The sequence below is a fragment of the Rhodoferax sp. GW821-FHT07F03 genome, assembly GCF_059418745.1.
Genome location: NZ_JBWKQM010000004.1, coordinates 209,478 through 226,142, shown reverse-complemented (window position 1 = coordinate 226,142; position 16,665 = coordinate 209,478). Strand labels below are relative to the sequence as shown.

The following is a 16,665-nucleotide window of genomic DNA, read 5'->3' as shown; positions in this document are numbered from 1 at the left end:
CATGGCCGCACCACACGCCCCCAGCACGCTGGGCCAGATACCGCGCGGCATCTGGGTGCTGGGCTTCGTCAGCATGCTGATGGATATTTCTTCGGAGATGGTGCACAGCCTGCTGCCGCTGTTCATGGTGACGGTGCTGGGCACCAGCGCGTTGACGGTGGGCATCATCGAGGGGCTGGCCGAGTCCACCGCGTTGATCGTGAAGGTGTTCTCGGGCACGCTGAGCGACTACCTGGGCAAGCGCAAGGGCTTGGCCCTGCTAGGCTACGGCCTGGGCGCGCTGACCAAGCCACTGTTTGCCATCGCCCCCGGCATGGGCCTGGTGCTGACGGCGCGCCTGCTGGACCGGGTGGGCAAGGGCATACGCGGTGCGCCACGCGACGCGCTGGTGGCAGACATCACGCCGCCCCATCTGCGCGGCGCAGCGTTTGGCCTGCGCCAATCGCTGGACACGGTGGGCGCATTCACCGGGCCGCTGCTGGCCGTGGGGCTAATGCTGCTGTGGGCCAACGACTTCCGCGCGGTGTTCTGGGTGGCGGTAGTGCCGGGTGCGCTGGCCGTGGCCCTGCTGTTCTTTGGCCTGCAGGAGCCCGCGCCCCAGCCCGGCGCCAAACGCAGCAACCCCATCAGCCGCGACAACCTGCGCCAGCTCAGCCCGGCCTACTGGTGGGTGGTGACCATAGGCGCGGTGTTCACGCTGGCGCGCTTCAGCGAGGCATTTCTGGTGCTGCGCGCGCAGCAGGGCGGCATGCCTGTGGCCCTGGTGCCGCTGGTCATGGTGGCGATGAATCTGGTGTACGCCGCGTCGGCCTACCCGTTTGGCAAGCTGTCGGACCGCATGGGCCACAAGCAGTTGCTGGCCATAGGCCTGCTGGTACTGGTGGCCGCCGACCTGGTGCTGGCACACAGCAGCCACTGGGGCGTGGTGCTGGCCGGCGTGGCGCTGTGGGGTGTGCACATGGGCATGACCCAGGGCCTGCTGGCCACCATGGTGGCCGACACCGCGCCGGCCACGCTGCGCGGCACGGCCTACGGCCTGTTCAACCTGGTCAGCGGCCTGGCCATGCTGGTGGCCAGTGTGCTAGCCGGCCTGCTGTGGGACGGGCTGGGCGCGGCGGCCACGTTTTATGCGGGGGCGGGCTTTTGCGGCGTGGCGCTGCTGGGGCTGGCCTGGCAGCCCAAGGTGCAAAAACCGGGCGTTTAAAATTTCACATGCCTAACGACCCACTGAACGAAGCTTCCCCGAAGATACAAGAACCCCGCCTCTGGACCGGCGACGGCTGGACCGCCCAGGTCATCAAGAACGAAGACGACGACGGCTGGGCCGTGGCCATGCTGAAAGACGGCGAGCCCGAGCCCGCGCTGGTAGGCCCCTGGACCATGGGCCGCGACAAAAAGAACCCCAAGCCGCTGGACAGCAGCGCCTTCAGCACCCTGGTGAAGACGGCCAATGAGTTCGTGCGCCGCCACGAGCAGCAGTTGCACGCCAGCCTGCACCAGAGCATCACCGTCACGGCCAACGCAGGCCGCGTCACCGTCTACCTGGACATCACGCCCGACGAAGACAACCCCAGCGCCACCCTGCGCGCCGAAGACGATAACGGCGACACCCTGGCCGAGGTGCGCGTGGCGCCCAGCTTCAAGCTGGACCGCAGCAGCGCCGTAGCCTGGGCCGATGGCAGCTTTGCCAAACCACGATAGTGCTATTTAATTGATAGCTGCTGGCGCAGGAATTTCCTACGCCAGGGGCATGTTTTCTCTATAATCCGCTGCAGTCAATAAGCCAGGACGGCGCTTGCCGCCGCATCGAGCCGGAATTTCACGGCTATTTCGGTTCCATGGGTTCTGGTTCAGGCCGTTGCGGCTATCTTGCGGCACTCTTCAGCGCAGCGATGGCAGGCCTTCGCGCATGCCTGGCAGTGCTCCATGTCGTGCTTCGCACATTCGTCACCGCACGACTGGCAGATAACGGCGCACGCTTTGCAGATTTCCTGCAGATGGCCACTGCCTCGCGCCATCATTGCGGCCGCTACGGTGCAGATCTGAGCGCAGTCCGTATCCAGCGCAATGCACTTGGTCATGGCCTGGACGTCGAATTCCTTCAGGCATGCCGCAGCGCAATGGTTACAAACTGTCGCGCAGCTAGTGCAGGCTTGCATGCACGCGCTAGACGTTTCGTGAGACATCGCATACTCCTTCAACTGGTGTGCCGGGGCTCTTCGTTGCGCCGACACCGAGGTCAGGAATTCAGTGTATGGAGACCGCACCAGAAGGGCTGTAGGTCAAGTGCTCGCACCGCCGTAGTCCCATATAACGCGGAAGGAGTCGGTGGCGCTGCAGGCCTTGAGCGGGTGGTTTGGCCCCACGGGTTACTTGAACCCACCGGCTACCAGAGAGATGGAGTACGAGGCGTTAAGACGCATCGCCCAAGCTCAGCTCAATATCCTGCCGAACCGGCACGGCCGCCCCCTGCAGCTGGCCGGGGATGTAGGCCGTGGCCAGGAACATGGCCTTCATGTGGGTCACAGCCTCTTCGTCGCCCGCGTCGGCCTGCAGCACCACCACATCGACCACGTGGCCCAGGGCGTCCACGTACAGACGCAGACGCACAGGCAGGCCGGTGAAGCTCAGGCCGTCCAGCAGCGCCATGTCGGGTGCGGACCGGGGGACCAGAGGATGGTCGAGCAGCTCGGCGGGAATGAACGGGTCTGGCTCGGCCTGCGCAGCGGTCGCTGGAGGCGGGGACAGAGGTGGGTACGCAGCCACAGCCGACGGAACCGGCACGCGGGCAACTTGCGTAATCGACGCCACGGCGGATGGAGACGACAGCAGCTGTACCTGCAGCACAGGGGCGGCCTGCACCGCAGACACAGGCGGTGTATGGGGCATGGCCGACTGCAAGCCCCACCATACCGCCACATGCCCCAGCAAGGACAGCAAGATGGCGCCGACCAGCACACCCCGCTTCTTCACCCACGCCATGCCAGCCATGCCCATCGGCCTACTGCGCGGAGACTTCGCGCCAGTTCAGGCGCCGCACGCCAGTGGCAGTGGTCAAGGTGGCGGGCGTGGTGGCGGTGGTGCCGGTGCTGTCGCCGGCCAATACACGCAGCTTGCCGTTCACGTTTTGCACCACCAGATCGGTGATGACGCCGGACATGGTGCTGGATTTGGCGATCAAGGTACTCGAGCTGTCGGTCAACACACTCTTGCCGGTGGAGATACTGAAGCCCAATACATAGCCCGTGCCCGAAGGGCTGCACACGCTGCCATTGGGCAAGTTCACGCCAAAGAATGCCGAGCCGCTGTAGGCCGTGGGGGTCACGTTGACGCGCTCGGCCACATAGGGGCTGGTGGTGGATGCCGACAGGTCGAAGTACCAGCCGCTGGTAGAGGTGGGCGCGCTGCCAATGCCGGTGAGCAGGCTGGTATTGGCCTCCAGGCTGCTGCGGGTCAGCGGCGTGGCGTAGACGCTGGCGGCCTGGAAGGCGCCGTTGCCCACGGTACCGTCGTAGATGGAATAGATGCTTTGGATGGCCGTGCTGCTGATATCGCTATCGGCCAGCAGGCGGCCGGTACCTACCAGCACATAGCGCTTGTTGGTGGAGGGGTCTACCTCGATCAGGGGGCGGGTGGTCACGGGCTGGGGCGTGCCGGAGGTCTTGTACAAGGTGGCCATCTTGACGATGGAATAGGCGGCGGTGGTGCCGGTCAGGTCCACGCGCCACAGATTGCCCTGCAGGTCGCCGGCGTAGATGGCGTCGGCGGTGTAGTCGGTCTGGTTATAGGTGTAGGCCGACGCATGGGCCATGTTCAGCGGTGTGGTGGTGCTGCCCTCCGTCGTGACCACGGTTTCCAGCAAGGCGCCGGTGCGTGGGTTGACGAAGAAGAAGTAGCCTTTGCCGTCGCTGTTGTTATAGCCAGAGGTGAAGACAACCACCCAGCCGTACTTGGCCGTTTTCATGACCGAGGGCGCGCCGAAGCTGTAGCCCATGCGGGCGATGGTGGTGGTGTCGCTGGTCTTGGGGAACTCCCACAGCAGCTTGGCGGCCAGGTTGGTCTCGCTGGTCCAGTCGCCGTAGGTGGCGCTGGTTGTGACACCGCTGCTGGTGGTCTCGGGCGTGCCGGGGTTGGTGACATCCATCGCGTAGTAGCCCTTGCCGCCCTTGCCCAGGCCGCCGATCAGCAGGGTGCGCCAGTCCGGCGTGGTGCTGACCTTGCTGCACACCGCCGTAGTGGTGCTGGTGTCGCTGCTGCAGACCTTGCTGACGTCCACATCGAAGTCCAGCGGCGTGGCGTCCACCAGGTAATAGTGGGAACGCGTAGGGCTGCCGAAAGACGCCAGGCCCGAGGTGGCAGCGGTGGACGATGTGCCGTAGACGAAGCTGGGTATGAAGCCAAACAGCTCTTGCCCGCAGGTGGAGCAGCTGGCCGTGGTGGATGTGCTAGTAGTGCCGGGCATGGTGCCGTCGAACGCGTGCAGCATGCCGTCGTTCGAGCCTGCGAACACCACGGTTTTACGGCTGGCGTAGCTTTGCTTGAAGGCGGTGTAGCCCAGGTTGTACATCTCGTAATAGGGCATGCTGGGCGCGCCCACGGCGGTGGTTTTGGAGCCCACAAAGTCGCCCAGCAGATAGCTGCGCTTGCGGTAGATGCGGTTGGTGGCGGTGACGGTGGCGCTGAGTTCGTTGGTACGGTCGCCGCGCAGATAGGCCAGGTAGTCCGCCGCCGCCGTGCTGGAGGTGGACGTGGTGCCGGTGATGCTGGCGAACGAGGGGTAGTACAGCCGCCCGGTGGTGGGGCAGGCGGCCATAGCCGTGGCGGTGAAAGCAATTCCTGCGGGCGTGGTGGCGCTGTCGCAGTAGGTGATGATCTTGCGTGTGCTGGCGGGGCTGGTCGTGGCCTCCAGCAGGTCGCGGGCATTCCACTGCGCGGTCATGGTGGCGTTGCCGCTGGTATCGTAGGCCACGGTGGCGCCGATCACGCTGCCCGTCCAGTTGGAAGGATCGTAACTGGCGGAATAGCTGGCGCTACCGGTCACCACGTTGGGCGAGGCCATGGCGTAGGTGGTGCTATTGGCCGAGCTCAGCTCGCTGGAAATCTTGTTGAAGGCTGCCGTCAGGCTGGACTTCATGGTGGCCGGGGAGCTGCCGAAGTAATAGTTGTCGGGACGCTTGTCGTAGGTGGTGTCAGTGGAGAACGTGACGCTGGTACTGCCCGATTGAGTGGCCTGCGTAATGGTAGTCAAACCAGAATTGGTGTCTGAATTGGTGTACCAGGTGCTGTCGGACAAAGTACTAGTGCTGTTGCTGCTGGAATAGGGCGAGAAACCGCTGGGCACGGTAAAGCCGCCGTACTTGGCGGCCAGCCAGTACTGGTTCTTGTGGCGGTAGGTCTGGTTCTCCATCACGTCCAACCAGTAGGTGTTGATGGTTTGGGTGCCGGTCCAGTCCGAACGCAAGTCCACGGTGTGGGCGTCGTAGGCCAGGCCGGCGATGTAGTAGGTCTCGCACTGCTGGTAGGTGCTGGTGCTGCAGGTGCTGCTGCCGGTATCGCCGTAGAGACTGCCCAGGGAGGAGTTACCCTCCAGCGTGCCGACCATATTGGTGGCTGTAGCCACGTTCACGGAAGTGTCGTCTGTGGGATAGGTGGGGGTGGCATCGAGGGTGCTGCCCGAGCGCAGAGTACTGCCATACAGATTGGCATCGCGATGGGTGTTCACGTCGCCCATCCCCAAAATAAAGTTTTTCTGGCAGGAATAGAGGATAGGGTCGGCCCCCATGCTGCTGCTATCGCTCACCCGCCACTTGGTGATGACGGGAAAGCCATCTGCGTAGGTGGCATAGGTCGAAGCAGTCGCTGTGGTAGTCGCGGTGGTACTAGATTGAGAGGTGGCGGATGTGTATGGCGCCCAGTTCGCCAGACCTTTGTAGTAGCGCAGCACCGTGTTGTACAACTCGGAAACCGGGTCTTTGGATTTATAGGTATGCGAGTAATTGCCAAACTTGTTCAGGTAATTCATCACTCCGCTTTGGACTACGGCGGTAGACGATAGACCAAAGGTGCTGACCGTATCTGAGGCGTCGTTGTAGTCCGGGTTGGTTGCCATGATGCCGGTCGTGGCGCTCCACTCGGGATAGCCACCGTTGAGCGCAGTGCCATCGATCGTGACGGTACCGGCGTTGGTGATATCTGCAGAGCCGGGCACCGGCTGGTAAGGGCCAATGTAGTTCATACGTGCGCGCAGGACCCCGCCGTTTCGCTGCTGCCCGGTCACACTACTGTCGCCGCTATGGTTGAGGTAGCTAAAGGCCGAGAAGCGCAGCTGCATGGCGTAGGTCTGCATCAGGCCTTCGGGTTTGTAGGTGCTGCCGTACAGCACACAGTTGTCCTCTTTCAACGTGGCCGATATGCAGACCGCCACATTGATGTACAGCTGATAAACGCTGGTGCTGCTGGCACTGCTGCCCTGGCTGGAATAGTCCACCAGGGCTTTGGTACCAGTGCCCGAGGTCGATGCATTGGTCAGATCACCACCGCTGGTGATCCACATGCGATTGCCCAGGGCGCGGATGCGGGACGAGGCCGTGGTCCAGCCGGTGAAGGGTGTACCGGATGCGGTCAGTGTGGCGGTGGTGGTGGCCTTGTCAGGGGCCGAGGTGGTGCTGTCATTGACCGCATAGGTTTTGGTCAGGATGGTGTCGGTAGTCGAGCCGGTATTGGTGTCGGTACTGCGGTAGCCACCGGTCATGATCCAGCGGAATTCGTCCAAGGTTTGCATGGACGCCCAGTTCAGGTAGTTGCCGCTCCATGCGGGCTGGGTGGCACTGGCGCAGGAATGGCTGCTGGCAGCACTGATGGGCAAGAAGTAGCTGCTGGACGGCGTGGTGGAGTTATAGACGTATTGGTAGCACTTCTCGGAGTCGAAGTAGCCGATGAAGGTACTGCCTGTGGCATAGGCCGTGGTGCTCATATAAGCCGAGGTGGTGGCCGTGGGCCACTCCACCGACAAGGCCAGGGCCAGATTACCTGGCACCTTGACGGTAGAGAACAAGGGGTAGTCGGCCAGGTCAATAGCGCATGCCGGCAAGCTCAGCGCGGCACAGGCCACGGCCAGCAAGGCGGCCGTCAGCCCCCGGGCCAGATATGAGCGAAGGATAGAAATCAACATGGCGAACTCCTGCGGCCGAGGGCGGGGTATGGCGATGTCGCTCACTGCGACACGATCATTTGGTGGTAGGTTTGGGTGTTGCGCGGGCCGGTGACGCGCACGCTGATGCGGTAGCTGGCATTGCCGGGAGCCTTGGCACGCTTGATCCATATCGTGCCCGCCTGGGCTGCATTGGTCTTGGTCGCGCTGGATACGCAGCTGGTGGAGCTGTAGGCGCCGGCGGCCACGCATTGCCGGTCGATCACGGTGCGGATGGTGATGCCAGCGGTGCTGTCGCTGATCGCCGTGGTGTCGGTCATGCCGGCCGAGGTGAAGGTGCTGTCATTCACCAACACCAGCGGTATGCCCTGCGCGTTCGACGCCAGGGTGGAGGCCGAGTAGTTCAACGTCAATTGGTCGGTGGTACGCGCGGTCTCGGTCACCAAGGCGCCGGTGTTCAACAAGGCCACGGCCGCCGCCATACCGCGCTCGCCCTGGTTCAGCAAATCACGCTTGAAGGCAAAGTTGCCGGCCAGCAGCAGGCTGTTGGTGGACGAACGCATCAGGGCCACCGAGGCCACCAGCATCAGCACCAGGCAGATCAGCGTCATGACCATCACCATGCCGCGCTGGGCTTGGTGCGGCGGGCGCGTATGCCGGCATTTGTGCATGCTGGGCCTCATGGCAACATCATGGGGTTGCGCACCGGGATCGTCGCCTCAACGGTGCGGTAGCGGTACAGCTTTTCTGCGTCCGTCAGCGTGCGGGTATACGTCACGCCGCTGCCCAGGTCGGAGAACAGGGTCAGGCTGCTGGCGGTGGTGACAGTGTCTTTTTCTGGCAGGCTGGTGCGCAGGATCAGGCCGACGCGGATCGCCAGAATCTTCTGCAGATAGTCGTTGGCGGTGGTGAGGCTGGAGCAGTTGGATAGGCGTACGCTTGCGCTGGCCGGACGGTTCTGCACTTCCTGTACGGTGCCTGCCATCAACGCGGCAACCGTATAGGGGTTGCTGGTGGTTGCCGTCGTCACGGGCTTGAACCACTCGCTGCTGCTGATCTTGCCGTCGCAATCCGCGTCTATGCCGTACAGGGCATGCATTTCAAACACGCCATCTGCCCGGGCTTGCACGGTGCGCGTACTGGCGGCCGCCGTGTTGAGCAAATCGTAGGAATACAAGGTGTTGTTGTCGCCTACGCCTAGGACCTGGAACTGCGGCGGCCGGCCCAGCGTCACATTGCCCATCGGCATAGCGGTGCTGTTGTCGGACAGTGCCGCCAAGCGGGTGCCGGCCACGTGGTAGTCCCCCGCCAGCGGCATGGCCGAGGCCGCGCCACCGCGCCCATCGGTGGAGGAAAACGCGCTGGCGCTCACCTGGTCCAGCAGACAGTTGGTAATGCCTGATGTGCTGGCATCGGGCTCCACCGAGGCCACCAGCACCAGGTCGCTGTTGGAGAATGCGGCGGTGTTGGTCAGGTTCAGCTGCGCGGCCGAGGCGAAGCCAGAGAACTCGGTAGGGATTTCGCCCTGCCCGGCTGCGCCGCCCATGACGACCAGCACATCCGAGGTCTTACCGCTGACACTTGGGGTCGTGGCGCCAGGCAGTATCACCACCGGCGCCAGACGGAAGACGCCCAAGGTGCTGTCGGTGGCCTCGGTGACGCTAGCAAAGGGCGCCGGCAAGGCCACACCGCTGTAGCTGGGCAGGATCTGGGTGTTGGTTTGCGATGCCTGGTTCGCATACAGCTTGCAGCCGTAGTTGTAGGCCGCTGCCTGTGTGAAGCCGCTGCCTGCGCTACGCACCCATTGGTCAAGCAGATAGACGGCGTAGTTGCCGGCCTGGTTGATGTCGTTGGTGGAGGTGAGCGTGCGCTTACGCCCCTCGGCCGTGGTCAGCACCACCATCATGGCCAACGAGAGGATCATGCCGATCAGCAGCGCCACCATCAGCTCCAGCAGCGTGACGCCGCGCTGGCGTGCAAGTCGCCCGGCCCGCATCACGGTATGACCACGTAGGTGAAGTACTTGCTGTTCGTCTCGGTACTGAGCTTGGATGGCGACTTCCAACTGATGGCGACGGTGGTGATGCCCGTGCTGCTGTCCGTGCTGACGCTGGACGTTGCATTTGGCAGGCCCGAGACCGTAGGGTCGGCTACCCGCGCGGCCCAGGCCGTGAGGGTGGACGGCGAGGTGCTTTGCTCGGCCCACATGCAGGCAATGATTTCATTGGCCAGCATGGCCGCACGGGTGCGGTCCTCGGCGGCCACGGCGTAGCCAGTCGCCTTGGTCTGCATGGCCACCAAGCCCAGCACGCCCAAGGAAAACACCAGCAAGGACACCAGCACCTCGATGAGGGCGAAGCCAACCTGCGCCGGGCCCGCTGTATGTACGGGGCGCGCGGGATGCGACAGCAATTTGCGGGGCGGCTTCATGATGCGGGGCAGCCATCAGGCACGGTGGAAGACAAGGTGCGTGTGGGGTCGCACATGCGCACCTGCCCACCCGCAGTGAGCAGTACTTTCAGGGTCCGGTAGGCGTTGTTGCCGGCGACCGCACTGGAGCTGACCAGGGTGTAGCTGGTGGCCGTGGAGCTGCAGGCGGTGCTCAGCCCGGTGGCGGTGGAGGCCAGCGTCACCAGCCCGCCCAGGGAGCCGAAGCAGACGGCTGCCGGGCCGGTCACGGCCACACCGGCCTGCGTTCCGTAATTGCTGCCTTGTACGAACTCGGCGCTGGTTTCTGCACTGCCGGTCAGCACCACGGTCTGGACGTACCAGTTCTTGCCATTGGCCACAGGGGTGGCCGCCAATGCCGGCGTGGCGTTGGTCAATGCGAACACGGTCTGGCGGTTGCGGCGGATGGCCTCGGCCTGGGCCTGGCGCAGGCCGTTCTGGATTTCTTCCGCCACGCTGCGCACCTTGGCATTGGCGATCCACTGGCTGAACGAGGGCACCACCGCCAGCAGCAACAACGCGGCCACGGTCAGCGTCACCATCAGCTCGATCAGCGTGAAGCCACTGGATCGACGCTGGGTCAGCATGTATCCCCCTTGCGCAGGATCCAGCAGGCATAGGTGGCACCACCCCAGGCGGTGGACATGGTGCTGCCCTGCACACCGGCCTGGGTGATGGTGTAGCTGAAGCCGTCCGTCGCCGTGCCCGAGGTACCCGTCGCAGTCACGGTATAGGCCGTGGAGCTGATGCCGCTGCACACCAGCGAATACGGCGTCGGCTTGGTGTAGGAGACCGCCGTGGTCGTGCACGGCGCGGGCGCGGCGGTGGACGTCACATACGTGCGGTTGTCCTGGTAGTACTGTTCCATCTTGGCGCGGGTGGCCAGCACGTCGTTGGTCATGGCCACCAGGTGCCCGCGCAGGATGTAGTCCCGGTACGCAGGCAAGGCCACCGCCGCCAGGATCGCCACCACCGCCACCGTGATCATCAGCTCGATCAGCGTAAAGCCACGGGCTGTGGGACGGCCCGGCATACCCGGGAACCGCAGCGCCGAATGCAAAACTGGAGTGGGACGAGGTAGGTTTGACATGTTTCACATTGTAAGTGGGATTATTTCCCATTTATTAATGTTTTGTAAAATCCGACCATCGGCGCCGTGCGGACGACGAACGGTCGTTAAATACGGGCTTTGTACAGGCCCGGGGGCGCCATCCCCCTCAGCAGCTATGATTCAAAGCTTTGTCTAAAGCATCCCCCCACACCATGTCCGCCGGAATGAACCCTGCCCAGCAGGAGGCAGTGAACTACATGCACGGACCCTGCCTGGTGCTGGCGGGTGCGGGCTCGGGCAAAACGCGGGTCATCACGCACAAGATTGGCCGGCTTATCCAGTCCGGCATGGCGCCCAAGAAGATTGCCGCCATCACCTTTACCAACAAGGCGGCGATGGAAATGCGCGAGCGGGCCAAGGCGCTGATTGGCCGCGAAGCCAAGGATGTGGTGATCTGCACCTTCCACGCCCTGGGCGTGCGCATGGTGCGCGAGGACGGCTTCCGCGTAGGCTTGAAGCCGCAATTCAGCATCCTGGACGCCGACGACGTGACCAGCATCCTGAAGGACGCCGGTGGCAGTACCGACGTGGCCACGGCACGCACCTGGCAGTGGACCATCAGCAAGTGGAAGAACATGGGCTTGAATGCCGAGCAGGCAGCGGCCCAGGCGGTAGACGACAACGAGGCCATCACCGCCCGCGTGATGGCGCTGTACGAAGAGCGGCTGACGGCGTACCAGAGCGTGGACTTTGACGACCTGATCAGCCTGCCGCTGCGCCTGCTGCGCGACTTTGAAGAAGTGCGCGCCAAATGGCAGACCGTGCTGGGCCATGTGCTGGTGGATGAATACCAGGACACCAACGCCACCCAGTACGAGGTGCTGAAGTACCTGGTGGGCGAGGCGGCGCGCTTCACCGCCGTGGGCGACGACGACCAGTCCATCTACGGCTGGCGCGGCGCCACGCTAGACAATCTGCGCAAGCTGCCACTGGACTTTCCGCAGCTCAAGGTGATCAAGCTGGAGCAGAACTACCGCTCTACCAGCGCCATCCTGCGTGCGGCCAATAACGTGATCGGCCCCAACCCCAAGCTGTTCCCCAAGACCCTGTTCAGCGAACTGGGCGAGGGCGAGCCGGTACGGGTGATCGACGCCGACAACGAAGAGCACGAAGCCGAGCGCGCCGTGGCCCGCATCCAGAGCCTGCGCGCGGGCACGGTGGTAACGCAGGGGCCGCAACTGCAGGACTTCAAGCACTTCGCCATCCTGTACCGCGCCAACCACCAGGCCAAGCCGTTTGAAAAGGCGCTGCGCAAGGCGGGTATTCCGTACAAGGTGTCGGGCGGCACCGGATTTTTTGACCGGGCTGAAATCAAGGACCTGTGCGCCTGGTTCCGCCTGTGGATCAACAACGACGACGACCCGGCCTTTCTGCGCTGCATCACCACGCCCAAGCGCGGCATCGGCCACACCACGCTGGCCAAGCTGGGCGAGTTCGCCACGCAGTACAAGCTGAGCTTGTTCGAGTCGCTGTTCGCCGCCTCGCTGGGCGCCGTGGTGCCGGCACGTGGGCTGGAGGGCCTGCACGAATTCGGCCGCTACGTGAACGACCTGGAATACCAGGCGCGGCGCACCATTGGCGCCGAAGACTCGCTGGCCTTTATGCTGCAGTGGCTGAAGGACATCGAGTACGAGCAGCATCTGTACGACAACGAGGACAGCGAAAAGGCCGCCGCCGCACGCTGGACCAATGTGCTGGAGTTTTGCGACTGGATGGCCGCACGCGCCGGCGGCCAGACCGACGAAGACGCGGGCACCACCACCCAGCGTGAGACCAAGAGCCTGCTGGAAGTGGCGCAGACCATCGCCCTGCTGTCCACCATCAGCCAGCGCGAGAAAGAAGCCGATGTGGTCACCCTGTCCACCCTGCACGCGTCCAAGGGGCTGGAGTGGCCGCACGTGATCATGGCCGGCGTGACCGAGGGCATGCTGCCCTTCAAGCTGGACGACGACGAAGGCCGCCAGCAGGTGGTCAGCGACGACATCACGCAGAAGCTGCAGGAAGAGCGCCGCCTGATGTACGTGGGCATTACCCGCGCCCAGCGCAGCCTGGCAGTGAGCTGGACGCGCAGGAAGAAAAAGGGCCGCGAGATGGTGGCCGCCCAGCCCAGCCGATTCATCAAGGAAATGGCACTGGACGCCAATACCGCCAAGGAAGACCCGCGCGAAAAGCTGCGTGCACTGCGCGCCGAATTCGCCAAGAAGTCGCTGGACAGCGCCGCTGCCCGCGCAGCACAAGAACCATGAAGTTTCGCAATGCTCTGCTTTTGATAGCTGCCTGCGCAGGTATTACCTGCGCTAGCGGCCAAAATCTTATAAAACCAGCAGCCACGGCCTGCCCGGCGGCCCAGGACCTGGGCCCGCTGCAGCTCTACGGCCGATGGCAGGTGCAGATAGACGGCCAGCCCGGCCCAGCCAGCCTGCGCCTGGAAAAAGACCCCGAGCAACCCGACAGCCTGGTCGGCAGCATCCACCGCGCGGGCAAGCTGGCCCAGGTGGCGGGCGAAATCGAGCAGGGCAACTTCAACCTCGAAGAGTCAGACGACGGCACGCGCATCAGCGCCACCTGGGCAGGCCAGGTGAGCGAGGGCTCGTGCGGTAAAGAAATCAAGGGACTATGGACCAACACACTGCAGGACAACGCCACCCCGCTCGCCTTCGTGCTGCGCAAATCAAGCGGCTGGGAATGAACCCGCTGGCAGGCCTCTGCGCCGGGCTGGCGCTGGCCGCGGGGACCGCCGCCGCGCAGGCCCAGACGTCCAACACCGTGCCCACCATTGCCTCAACCACCAATGTGGCTCCTGCCAGCGCAACAGCGTCTGGCCCGGTGCCGTCGGCACCCTGGTTGTCTTGCGCGCGCCTGGTAAATGACAAAGAGGCACGGCTGGCTTGCTATGACGAGCTGGCAGAGCAACAGACTGCGGCCGTGGCACCTCCCGCTCCTGCCCTGGCCACGTCCACCGCCGCACTGCCGGAGGTACCACCACAACCCGTCGCCGTGGCCCTGGCCATCGCCGCCGACAAGGGCTGCGAAGACAATCGCTATTCGGAAGCCTCGCGCTTCTGGGAGCTGGAGGCCGGCAGCGACTGCGGCACCTTCGGCATCCGCGGTTACCGGCCGATCAGCCTGTCGGTGATCGGTAGCGACAGCGTAAACGACCAGCCCAGCTCACCCGCCGCCGGCCACACCGCCACCACCGCCATCGACTACAAGCGCACCGAGACGCGCATCCAGCTGTCGGTGCGGACCAAGGTGGCCCAGGGCCTGCTGACCCAGGGCGAGCCCAGCCTGCGCGACTCGCTATGGTTTGGCTACACCCAGCAGTCGTACTGGCAGCTGTTCAGCGCCGACCTGTCGCGCCCCTTCCGCAGCACCGACCACGAGCCCGAGCTGGTCTACGTCTACCCCACCACGCTGGCGCTGCCCGGCTCCCTGCTGGAAGGCTGGAAACTGCGCTACAGCGGCCTGGGCCTAGTGCACCAGTCCAACGGCCAAAGCCTGCCGCTGTCGCGCAGCTGGAACCGCGTCTACCTGATGGCCGGACTGGAAAAAGCCGGCCAGTGGAATGTGCAGGGCCGCATCTGGCAACGCATCAACGAAAGCAATGGCAACGACGACAACCCCGGCATCAGCGACTACATCGGCCGGGGCGAGTTGAGTGCCATGTGGCACGCCAGCAAAGACAGCACATTTGGCGTAACGCTGCGCCACTCCATGCGGCAGGACGCGCGTGGCTCGGTGCGGCTGGAATGGCTGCAAGCCCTGGGCGGCAGCGACAGCCACAAAAGCGACCTGCGCTTCCACACCCAGCTGTTCAGCGGCTACGGCGACAGCCTGATCGACTACAACCGCCGCCGCACCGTGCTGAGCGTGGGCCTGAGCCTGGTGGACTTTTAGAACTGACGAGGATTCACCCACCTCCCGTTCGGGCTGAGGTCGAAGGGCTCCATTAGCAGGCCCTTCGACACCTCAGGGCGAACGAGAGCCACACCCGGGTGGCTAAACCGTAGAGCTGGCCTTGCTGGTGGGTTTAAAGGGTTTGGTATTGAACTTGCCGTGCGGCAAGGTAGCCAGGCGTTTCAGCATCCAGCGGCAGTAGCCCTGTATGCCCAGGCATTTGTTCAGCTCGTCCACCGGCAGCGGGCCGGACACCACCACGATGTCGTTGGCGCTGTCTTGCGCACCCGCCGCCCGCAGACGGCGCCGTGCGCCCATGGCCCAGGACTGGATGCGCGTAGGGTCGCCATGCTGGTGCAGCTCGCCGGTGCTGGCGTCAAAGGCAATGGCCACCGTGTCCGTCTTCAACCGAAAGCGACGCTCACCCGTGACCGCGCTGGGAGGCGTGGACATGTCGTACAGGTAGTAGCTGCCACCTTTGAGTTGGTATTGCAAATCCATAGGGTTTACGGCGGAGGGAGGGCCTCATTGTGGACGAATTTTGGCGACGCCCAAATAAGTATTACGAGCATACCCGAAGCCCAAGCGCCGCCAATAGCCCCGGCCGCCCCCCAACGATAATCGGGGCATGACTACACAGCACACGCCCGCCACTTCTGGCACCTCCTCGTCCGATTTCAGCAGCCTGCCCCTGGCACCGGCCATGCTGGCCAACCTGGAGCAACTGGGTTATTTGCAAATGACGCCCATCCAGGCGGCCAGCCTGCCGCTGGCCTTGCTCGGGCAAGATTTGATCGCCCAGGCCATGACTGGCAGCGGCAAGACCGCCGCCTTTGCCCTGGCCCTGCTGGCGAATCTGAACCCACGCCGCTTCGCCATCCAAAGCATGGTGCTGTGCCCCACACGCGAACTGGCCGACCAGGTGACCACCGAAATCCGCCGCTTGGCGCGCGCCGAGGAGAACATCAAGGTCGTCACCCTGTGTGGCGGCGTAGCCCTGCGCGGCCAGAACGCCAGCCTGGAGCACGGCGCCCACATCGTGGTCGGCACACCGGGCCGCATCATGGACCACCTGGAGCGCGGCAACCTGGACCTGTCGGCCCTGAACACCCTGGTGCTGGACGAGGCCGACCGCATGCTGGACATGGGCTTCTTCGAGGACATGGTGACCGTCATCAAGCAGTGCCCGAAAGAGCGCCAGACCCTGCTGTTCTCGGCCACCTACCCGGAAGGCATCGAAAAGCTGAGCCAGCAGTTCATGCGCACGCCCAAGAGCATCACCGTGCAAGCCCAGCACGCCACCACCAAAATTTCGCAGCGCTGGTACCAGGTGGAAAAGTCCGAGCGCCTAACTACGGTGGGCAAGTTGCTAAACCACTTCCGCCCCGAAAGCGCGCTGGCCTTCTGCAACACCAAAGCCCGGTGCCGCGAACTGGTGGACGCGCTGCAGGCCGAAGGCTTCAGTGCACTGGCGCTGTACGGCGAGCTGGAGCAGCGTGAGCGCGACCAGGTGCTGGTGCAGTTTGCGAACCGCAGCTGCAGCGTGCTGGTGGCCACCGACGTGGCGGCGCGCGGCCTGGACATTGCCGACCTGGCGGCCGTGATCAATGTCGACGTGACGCCCGATTCCGAAGTGCACATCCACCGCATCGGCCGCACCGGCCGCGCGGGTGCGGAGGGCCTGGCGCTAAACCTGGCGTCGATGAACGAGATGGGCTTTGTCGGCAAGATCGAAGTGCTGCAGGGCCGCGAATCCGAGTGGCACAAGCTAGACGAGTTGACGCCCACCAGCAAGGAACCGCTGCGCCCACCGATGATGACGCTGCAGATCACCGGCGGCCGCAAGGAGAAGATCCGCGCTGGCGACGTGCTGGGCGCGCTGACCGGTGACGCCGGCTACACCCGTGAACAGATCGGCAAGATCAATGTGAACGAATACTCCACCTACGTGGCGGTAGACCGCCGCATCGCCCATGAAGCCGAGCGCAAGCTGAACGCCGGCAAGATCAAGGGCAAGAGTGTGCGGGTGCGGTTGCTGACAGAGCGGACCGATTTATAA

At 64.0% G+C, this 16,665-nt stretch carries 15 protein-coding genes; 6 read left to right on the top strand and 9 right to left on the bottom strand.

The genetic code is table 11. The annotated features are described in order from the left end of the window. The first annotated feature begins 1 nt into the window (after position 1). Together AC07R0_RS07475 and AC07R0_RS07470 are read left to right on the top strand one after the other, a co-directional pair. Entirely contained in the window at positions 2–1,204 is a 1,203-nt protein-coding gene (locus AC07R0_RS07475; RefSeq protein WP_495104344.1) for an MFS transporter, read from the top strand. A gap of 8 nt (positions 1,205–1,212) precedes the next feature. Next, a complete protein-coding gene (locus AC07R0_RS07470) occupies positions 1,213–1,701 on the top strand; it encodes a hypothetical protein (protein ID WP_495104343.1) in 489 nt (162 codons plus the stop codon). A 149-nt stretch (positions 1,702–1,850) separates the two neighbouring features. Here the strand turns inward: AC07R0_RS07470 and AC07R0_RS07465 are convergent, their stop codons facing one another. The 8 genes from AC07R0_RS07465 to AC07R0_RS07430 form a co-directional block, all read right to left on the bottom strand. Next, the gene (locus AC07R0_RS07465) at positions 1,851–2,186 is read right to left on the bottom strand and encodes a four-helix bundle copper-binding protein (protein ID WP_495104342.1); all 336 of its coding nucleotides are present in this window, start codon (positions 2,184–2,186) and stop codon (positions 1,851–1,853) included. A gap of 226 nt (positions 2,187–2,412) precedes the next feature. Further along, on the bottom strand, positions 2,413–2,991 hold the full coding sequence (locus AC07R0_RS07460) for an energy transducer TonB (protein WP_495104341.1): 579 nt from the start codon (positions 2,989–2,991) through the stop codon (positions 2,413–2,415). A 10-nt stretch (positions 2,992–3,001) separates the two neighbouring features. Further along, a complete protein-coding gene (locus tag AC07R0_RS07455) occupies positions 3,002–7,171 on the bottom strand; it encodes a pilus assembly protein (RefSeq protein ID WP_495104340.1) in 4,170 nt (1,389 codons plus the stop codon). A gap of 41 nt (positions 7,172–7,212) precedes the next feature. After that, on the bottom strand, positions 7,213–7,821 hold the full coding sequence (locus AC07R0_RS07450) for a pilus assembly PilX family protein (RefSeq protein ID WP_495104339.1): 609 nt from the start codon (positions 7,819–7,821) through the stop codon (positions 7,213–7,215). 8 nt (positions 7,822–7,829) lie between these two features. Next, positions 7,830–9,146, bottom strand: coding sequence for a PilW family protein (locus AC07R0_RS07445; RefSeq protein WP_495104338.1), 1,317 nt, complete (start codon positions 9,144–9,146; stop codon positions 7,830–7,832). Beyond that, the gene (pilV, locus tag AC07R0_RS07440; protein WP_495074167.1) at positions 9,146–9,580 is read right to left on the bottom strand and encodes a type IV pilus modification protein PilV; all 435 of its coding nucleotides are present in this window, start codon (positions 9,578–9,580) and stop codon (positions 9,146–9,148) included. The genes AC07R0_RS07445 and pilV overlap by 1 nt, the downstream gene beginning before the upstream one ends. Continuing rightward, complete coding sequence (locus AC07R0_RS07435; RefSeq protein WP_495097629.1) at positions 9,577–10,185, bottom strand: pilus assembly FimT family protein; 609 nt, start codon at positions 10,183–10,185, stop codon at positions 9,577–9,579. Before AC07R0_RS07435 ends, pilV begins: the two co-directional genes overlap by 4 nt. Beyond that, complete coding sequence (locus AC07R0_RS07430; RefSeq protein WP_495104337.1) at positions 10,179–10,631, bottom strand: type IV pilin protein; 453 nt, start codon at positions 10,629–10,631, stop codon at positions 10,179–10,181. Before AC07R0_RS07430 ends, AC07R0_RS07435 begins: the two co-directional genes overlap by 7 nt. A 230-nt stretch (positions 10,632–10,861) precedes the next feature. Here AC07R0_RS07430 and AC07R0_RS07425 point away from each other — a divergent pair, with 230 nt between their 5' ends. The 3 genes from AC07R0_RS07425 to AC07R0_RS07415 are packed head-to-tail and all read left to right on the top strand — an operon-like array spanning position 10,862 to position 14,606. Then, positions 10,862–12,955 carry an ATP-dependent helicase gene (locus AC07R0_RS07425; protein WP_495104336.1) on the top strand — a complete coding sequence of 698 codons (2,094 nt, stop codon included), beginning with the start codon at positions 10,862–10,864 and terminating at the stop codon, positions 12,953–12,955. Further along, positions 12,952–13,398: a hypothetical protein gene (locus AC07R0_RS07420; protein WP_495104335.1), complete on the top strand. Its 447-nt coding sequence runs from the start codon at positions 12,952–12,954 to the stop codon at positions 13,396–13,398. Before AC07R0_RS07425 ends, AC07R0_RS07420 begins: the two co-directional genes overlap by 4 nt. Beyond that, positions 13,395–14,606 carry a phospholipase A gene (locus AC07R0_RS07415; RefSeq protein ID WP_495104334.1) on the top strand — a complete coding sequence of 404 codons (1,212 nt, stop codon included), beginning with the start codon at positions 13,395–13,397 and terminating at the stop codon, positions 14,604–14,606. The genes AC07R0_RS07420 and AC07R0_RS07415 overlap by 4 nt, the downstream gene beginning before the upstream one ends. Before the next feature lie 102 nt (positions 14,607–14,708). Here AC07R0_RS07415 and AC07R0_RS07410 read toward each other — a convergent pair whose 3' ends face one another. Next, positions 14,709–15,107 (bottom strand): hypothetical protein, encoded by a 399-nt coding sequence (locus tag AC07R0_RS07410; RefSeq protein WP_495104333.1) that lies wholly within the window; start codon positions 15,105–15,107, stop codon positions 14,709–14,711. A gap of 127 nt (positions 15,108–15,234) precedes the next feature. Between AC07R0_RS07410 and dbpA the strand changes: the two genes are divergently transcribed. After that, positions 15,235–16,665 (top strand): ATP-dependent RNA helicase DbpA, encoded by a 1,431-nt coding sequence (gene dbpA / locus AC07R0_RS07405; protein ID WP_495104332.1) that lies wholly within the window; start codon positions 15,235–15,237, stop codon positions 16,663–16,665.

Bases quoted from the DNA above. Each gene is read 5' to 3' on its own strand.
- AC07R0_RS07475 (WP_495104344.1), top strand. From the start codon at position 2: ATGGCCGCACCACACGCCCCCAGCACGCTGGGCCAGATACCGCGCGGC.
- AC07R0_RS07470 (WP_495104343.1), top strand. From the start codon at position 1,213: ATGCCTAACGACCCACTGAACGAAGCTTCCCCGAAGATACAAGAACCC.
- AC07R0_RS07465 (WP_495104342.1), bottom strand. From the start codon at position 2,186: ATGTCTCACGAAACGTCTAGCGCGTGCATGCAAGCCTGCACTAGCTGC.
- AC07R0_RS07460 (WP_495104341.1), bottom strand. From the start codon at position 2,991: ATGGCTGGCATGGCGTGGGTGAAGAAGCGGGGTGTGCTGGTCGGCGCC.
- AC07R0_RS07455 (WP_495104340.1), bottom strand. From the start codon at position 7,171: ATGTTGATTTCTATCCTTCGCTCATATCTGGCCCGGGGGCTGACGGCC.
- AC07R0_RS07450 (WP_495104339.1), bottom strand. From the start codon at position 7,821: ATGCACAAATGCCGGCATACGCGCCCGCCGCACCAAGCCCAGCGCGGC.
- AC07R0_RS07445 (WP_495104338.1), bottom strand. From the start codon at position 9,146: ATGCGGGCCGGGCGACTTGCACGCCAGCGCGGCGTCACGCTGCTGGAG.
- pilV (WP_495074167.1), bottom strand. From the start codon at position 9,580: ATGAAGCCGCCCCGCAAATTGCTGTCGCATCCCGCGCGCCCCGTACAT.
- AC07R0_RS07435 (WP_495097629.1), bottom strand. From the start codon at position 10,185: ATGCTGACCCAGCGTCGATCCAGTGGCTTCACGCTGATCGAGCTGATG.
- AC07R0_RS07430 (WP_495104337.1), bottom strand. From the start codon at position 10,631: ATGCCGGGCCGTCCCACAGCCCGTGGCTTTACGCTGATCGAGCTGATG.
- AC07R0_RS07425 (WP_495104336.1), top strand. From the start codon at position 10,862: ATGTCCGCCGGAATGAACCCTGCCCAGCAGGAGGCAGTGAACTACATG.
- AC07R0_RS07420 (WP_495104335.1), top strand. From the start codon at position 12,952: ATGAAGTTTCGCAATGCTCTGCTTTTGATAGCTGCCTGCGCAGGTATT.
- AC07R0_RS07415 (WP_495104334.1), top strand. From the start codon at position 13,395: ATGAACCCGCTGGCAGGCCTCTGCGCCGGGCTGGCGCTGGCCGCGGGG.
- AC07R0_RS07410 (WP_495104333.1), bottom strand. From the start codon at position 15,107: ATGGATTTGCAATACCAACTCAAAGGTGGCAGCTACTACCTGTACGAC.
- dbpA (WP_495104332.1), top strand. From the start codon at position 15,235: ATGACTACACAGCACACGCCCGCCACTTCTGGCACCTCCTCGTCCGAT.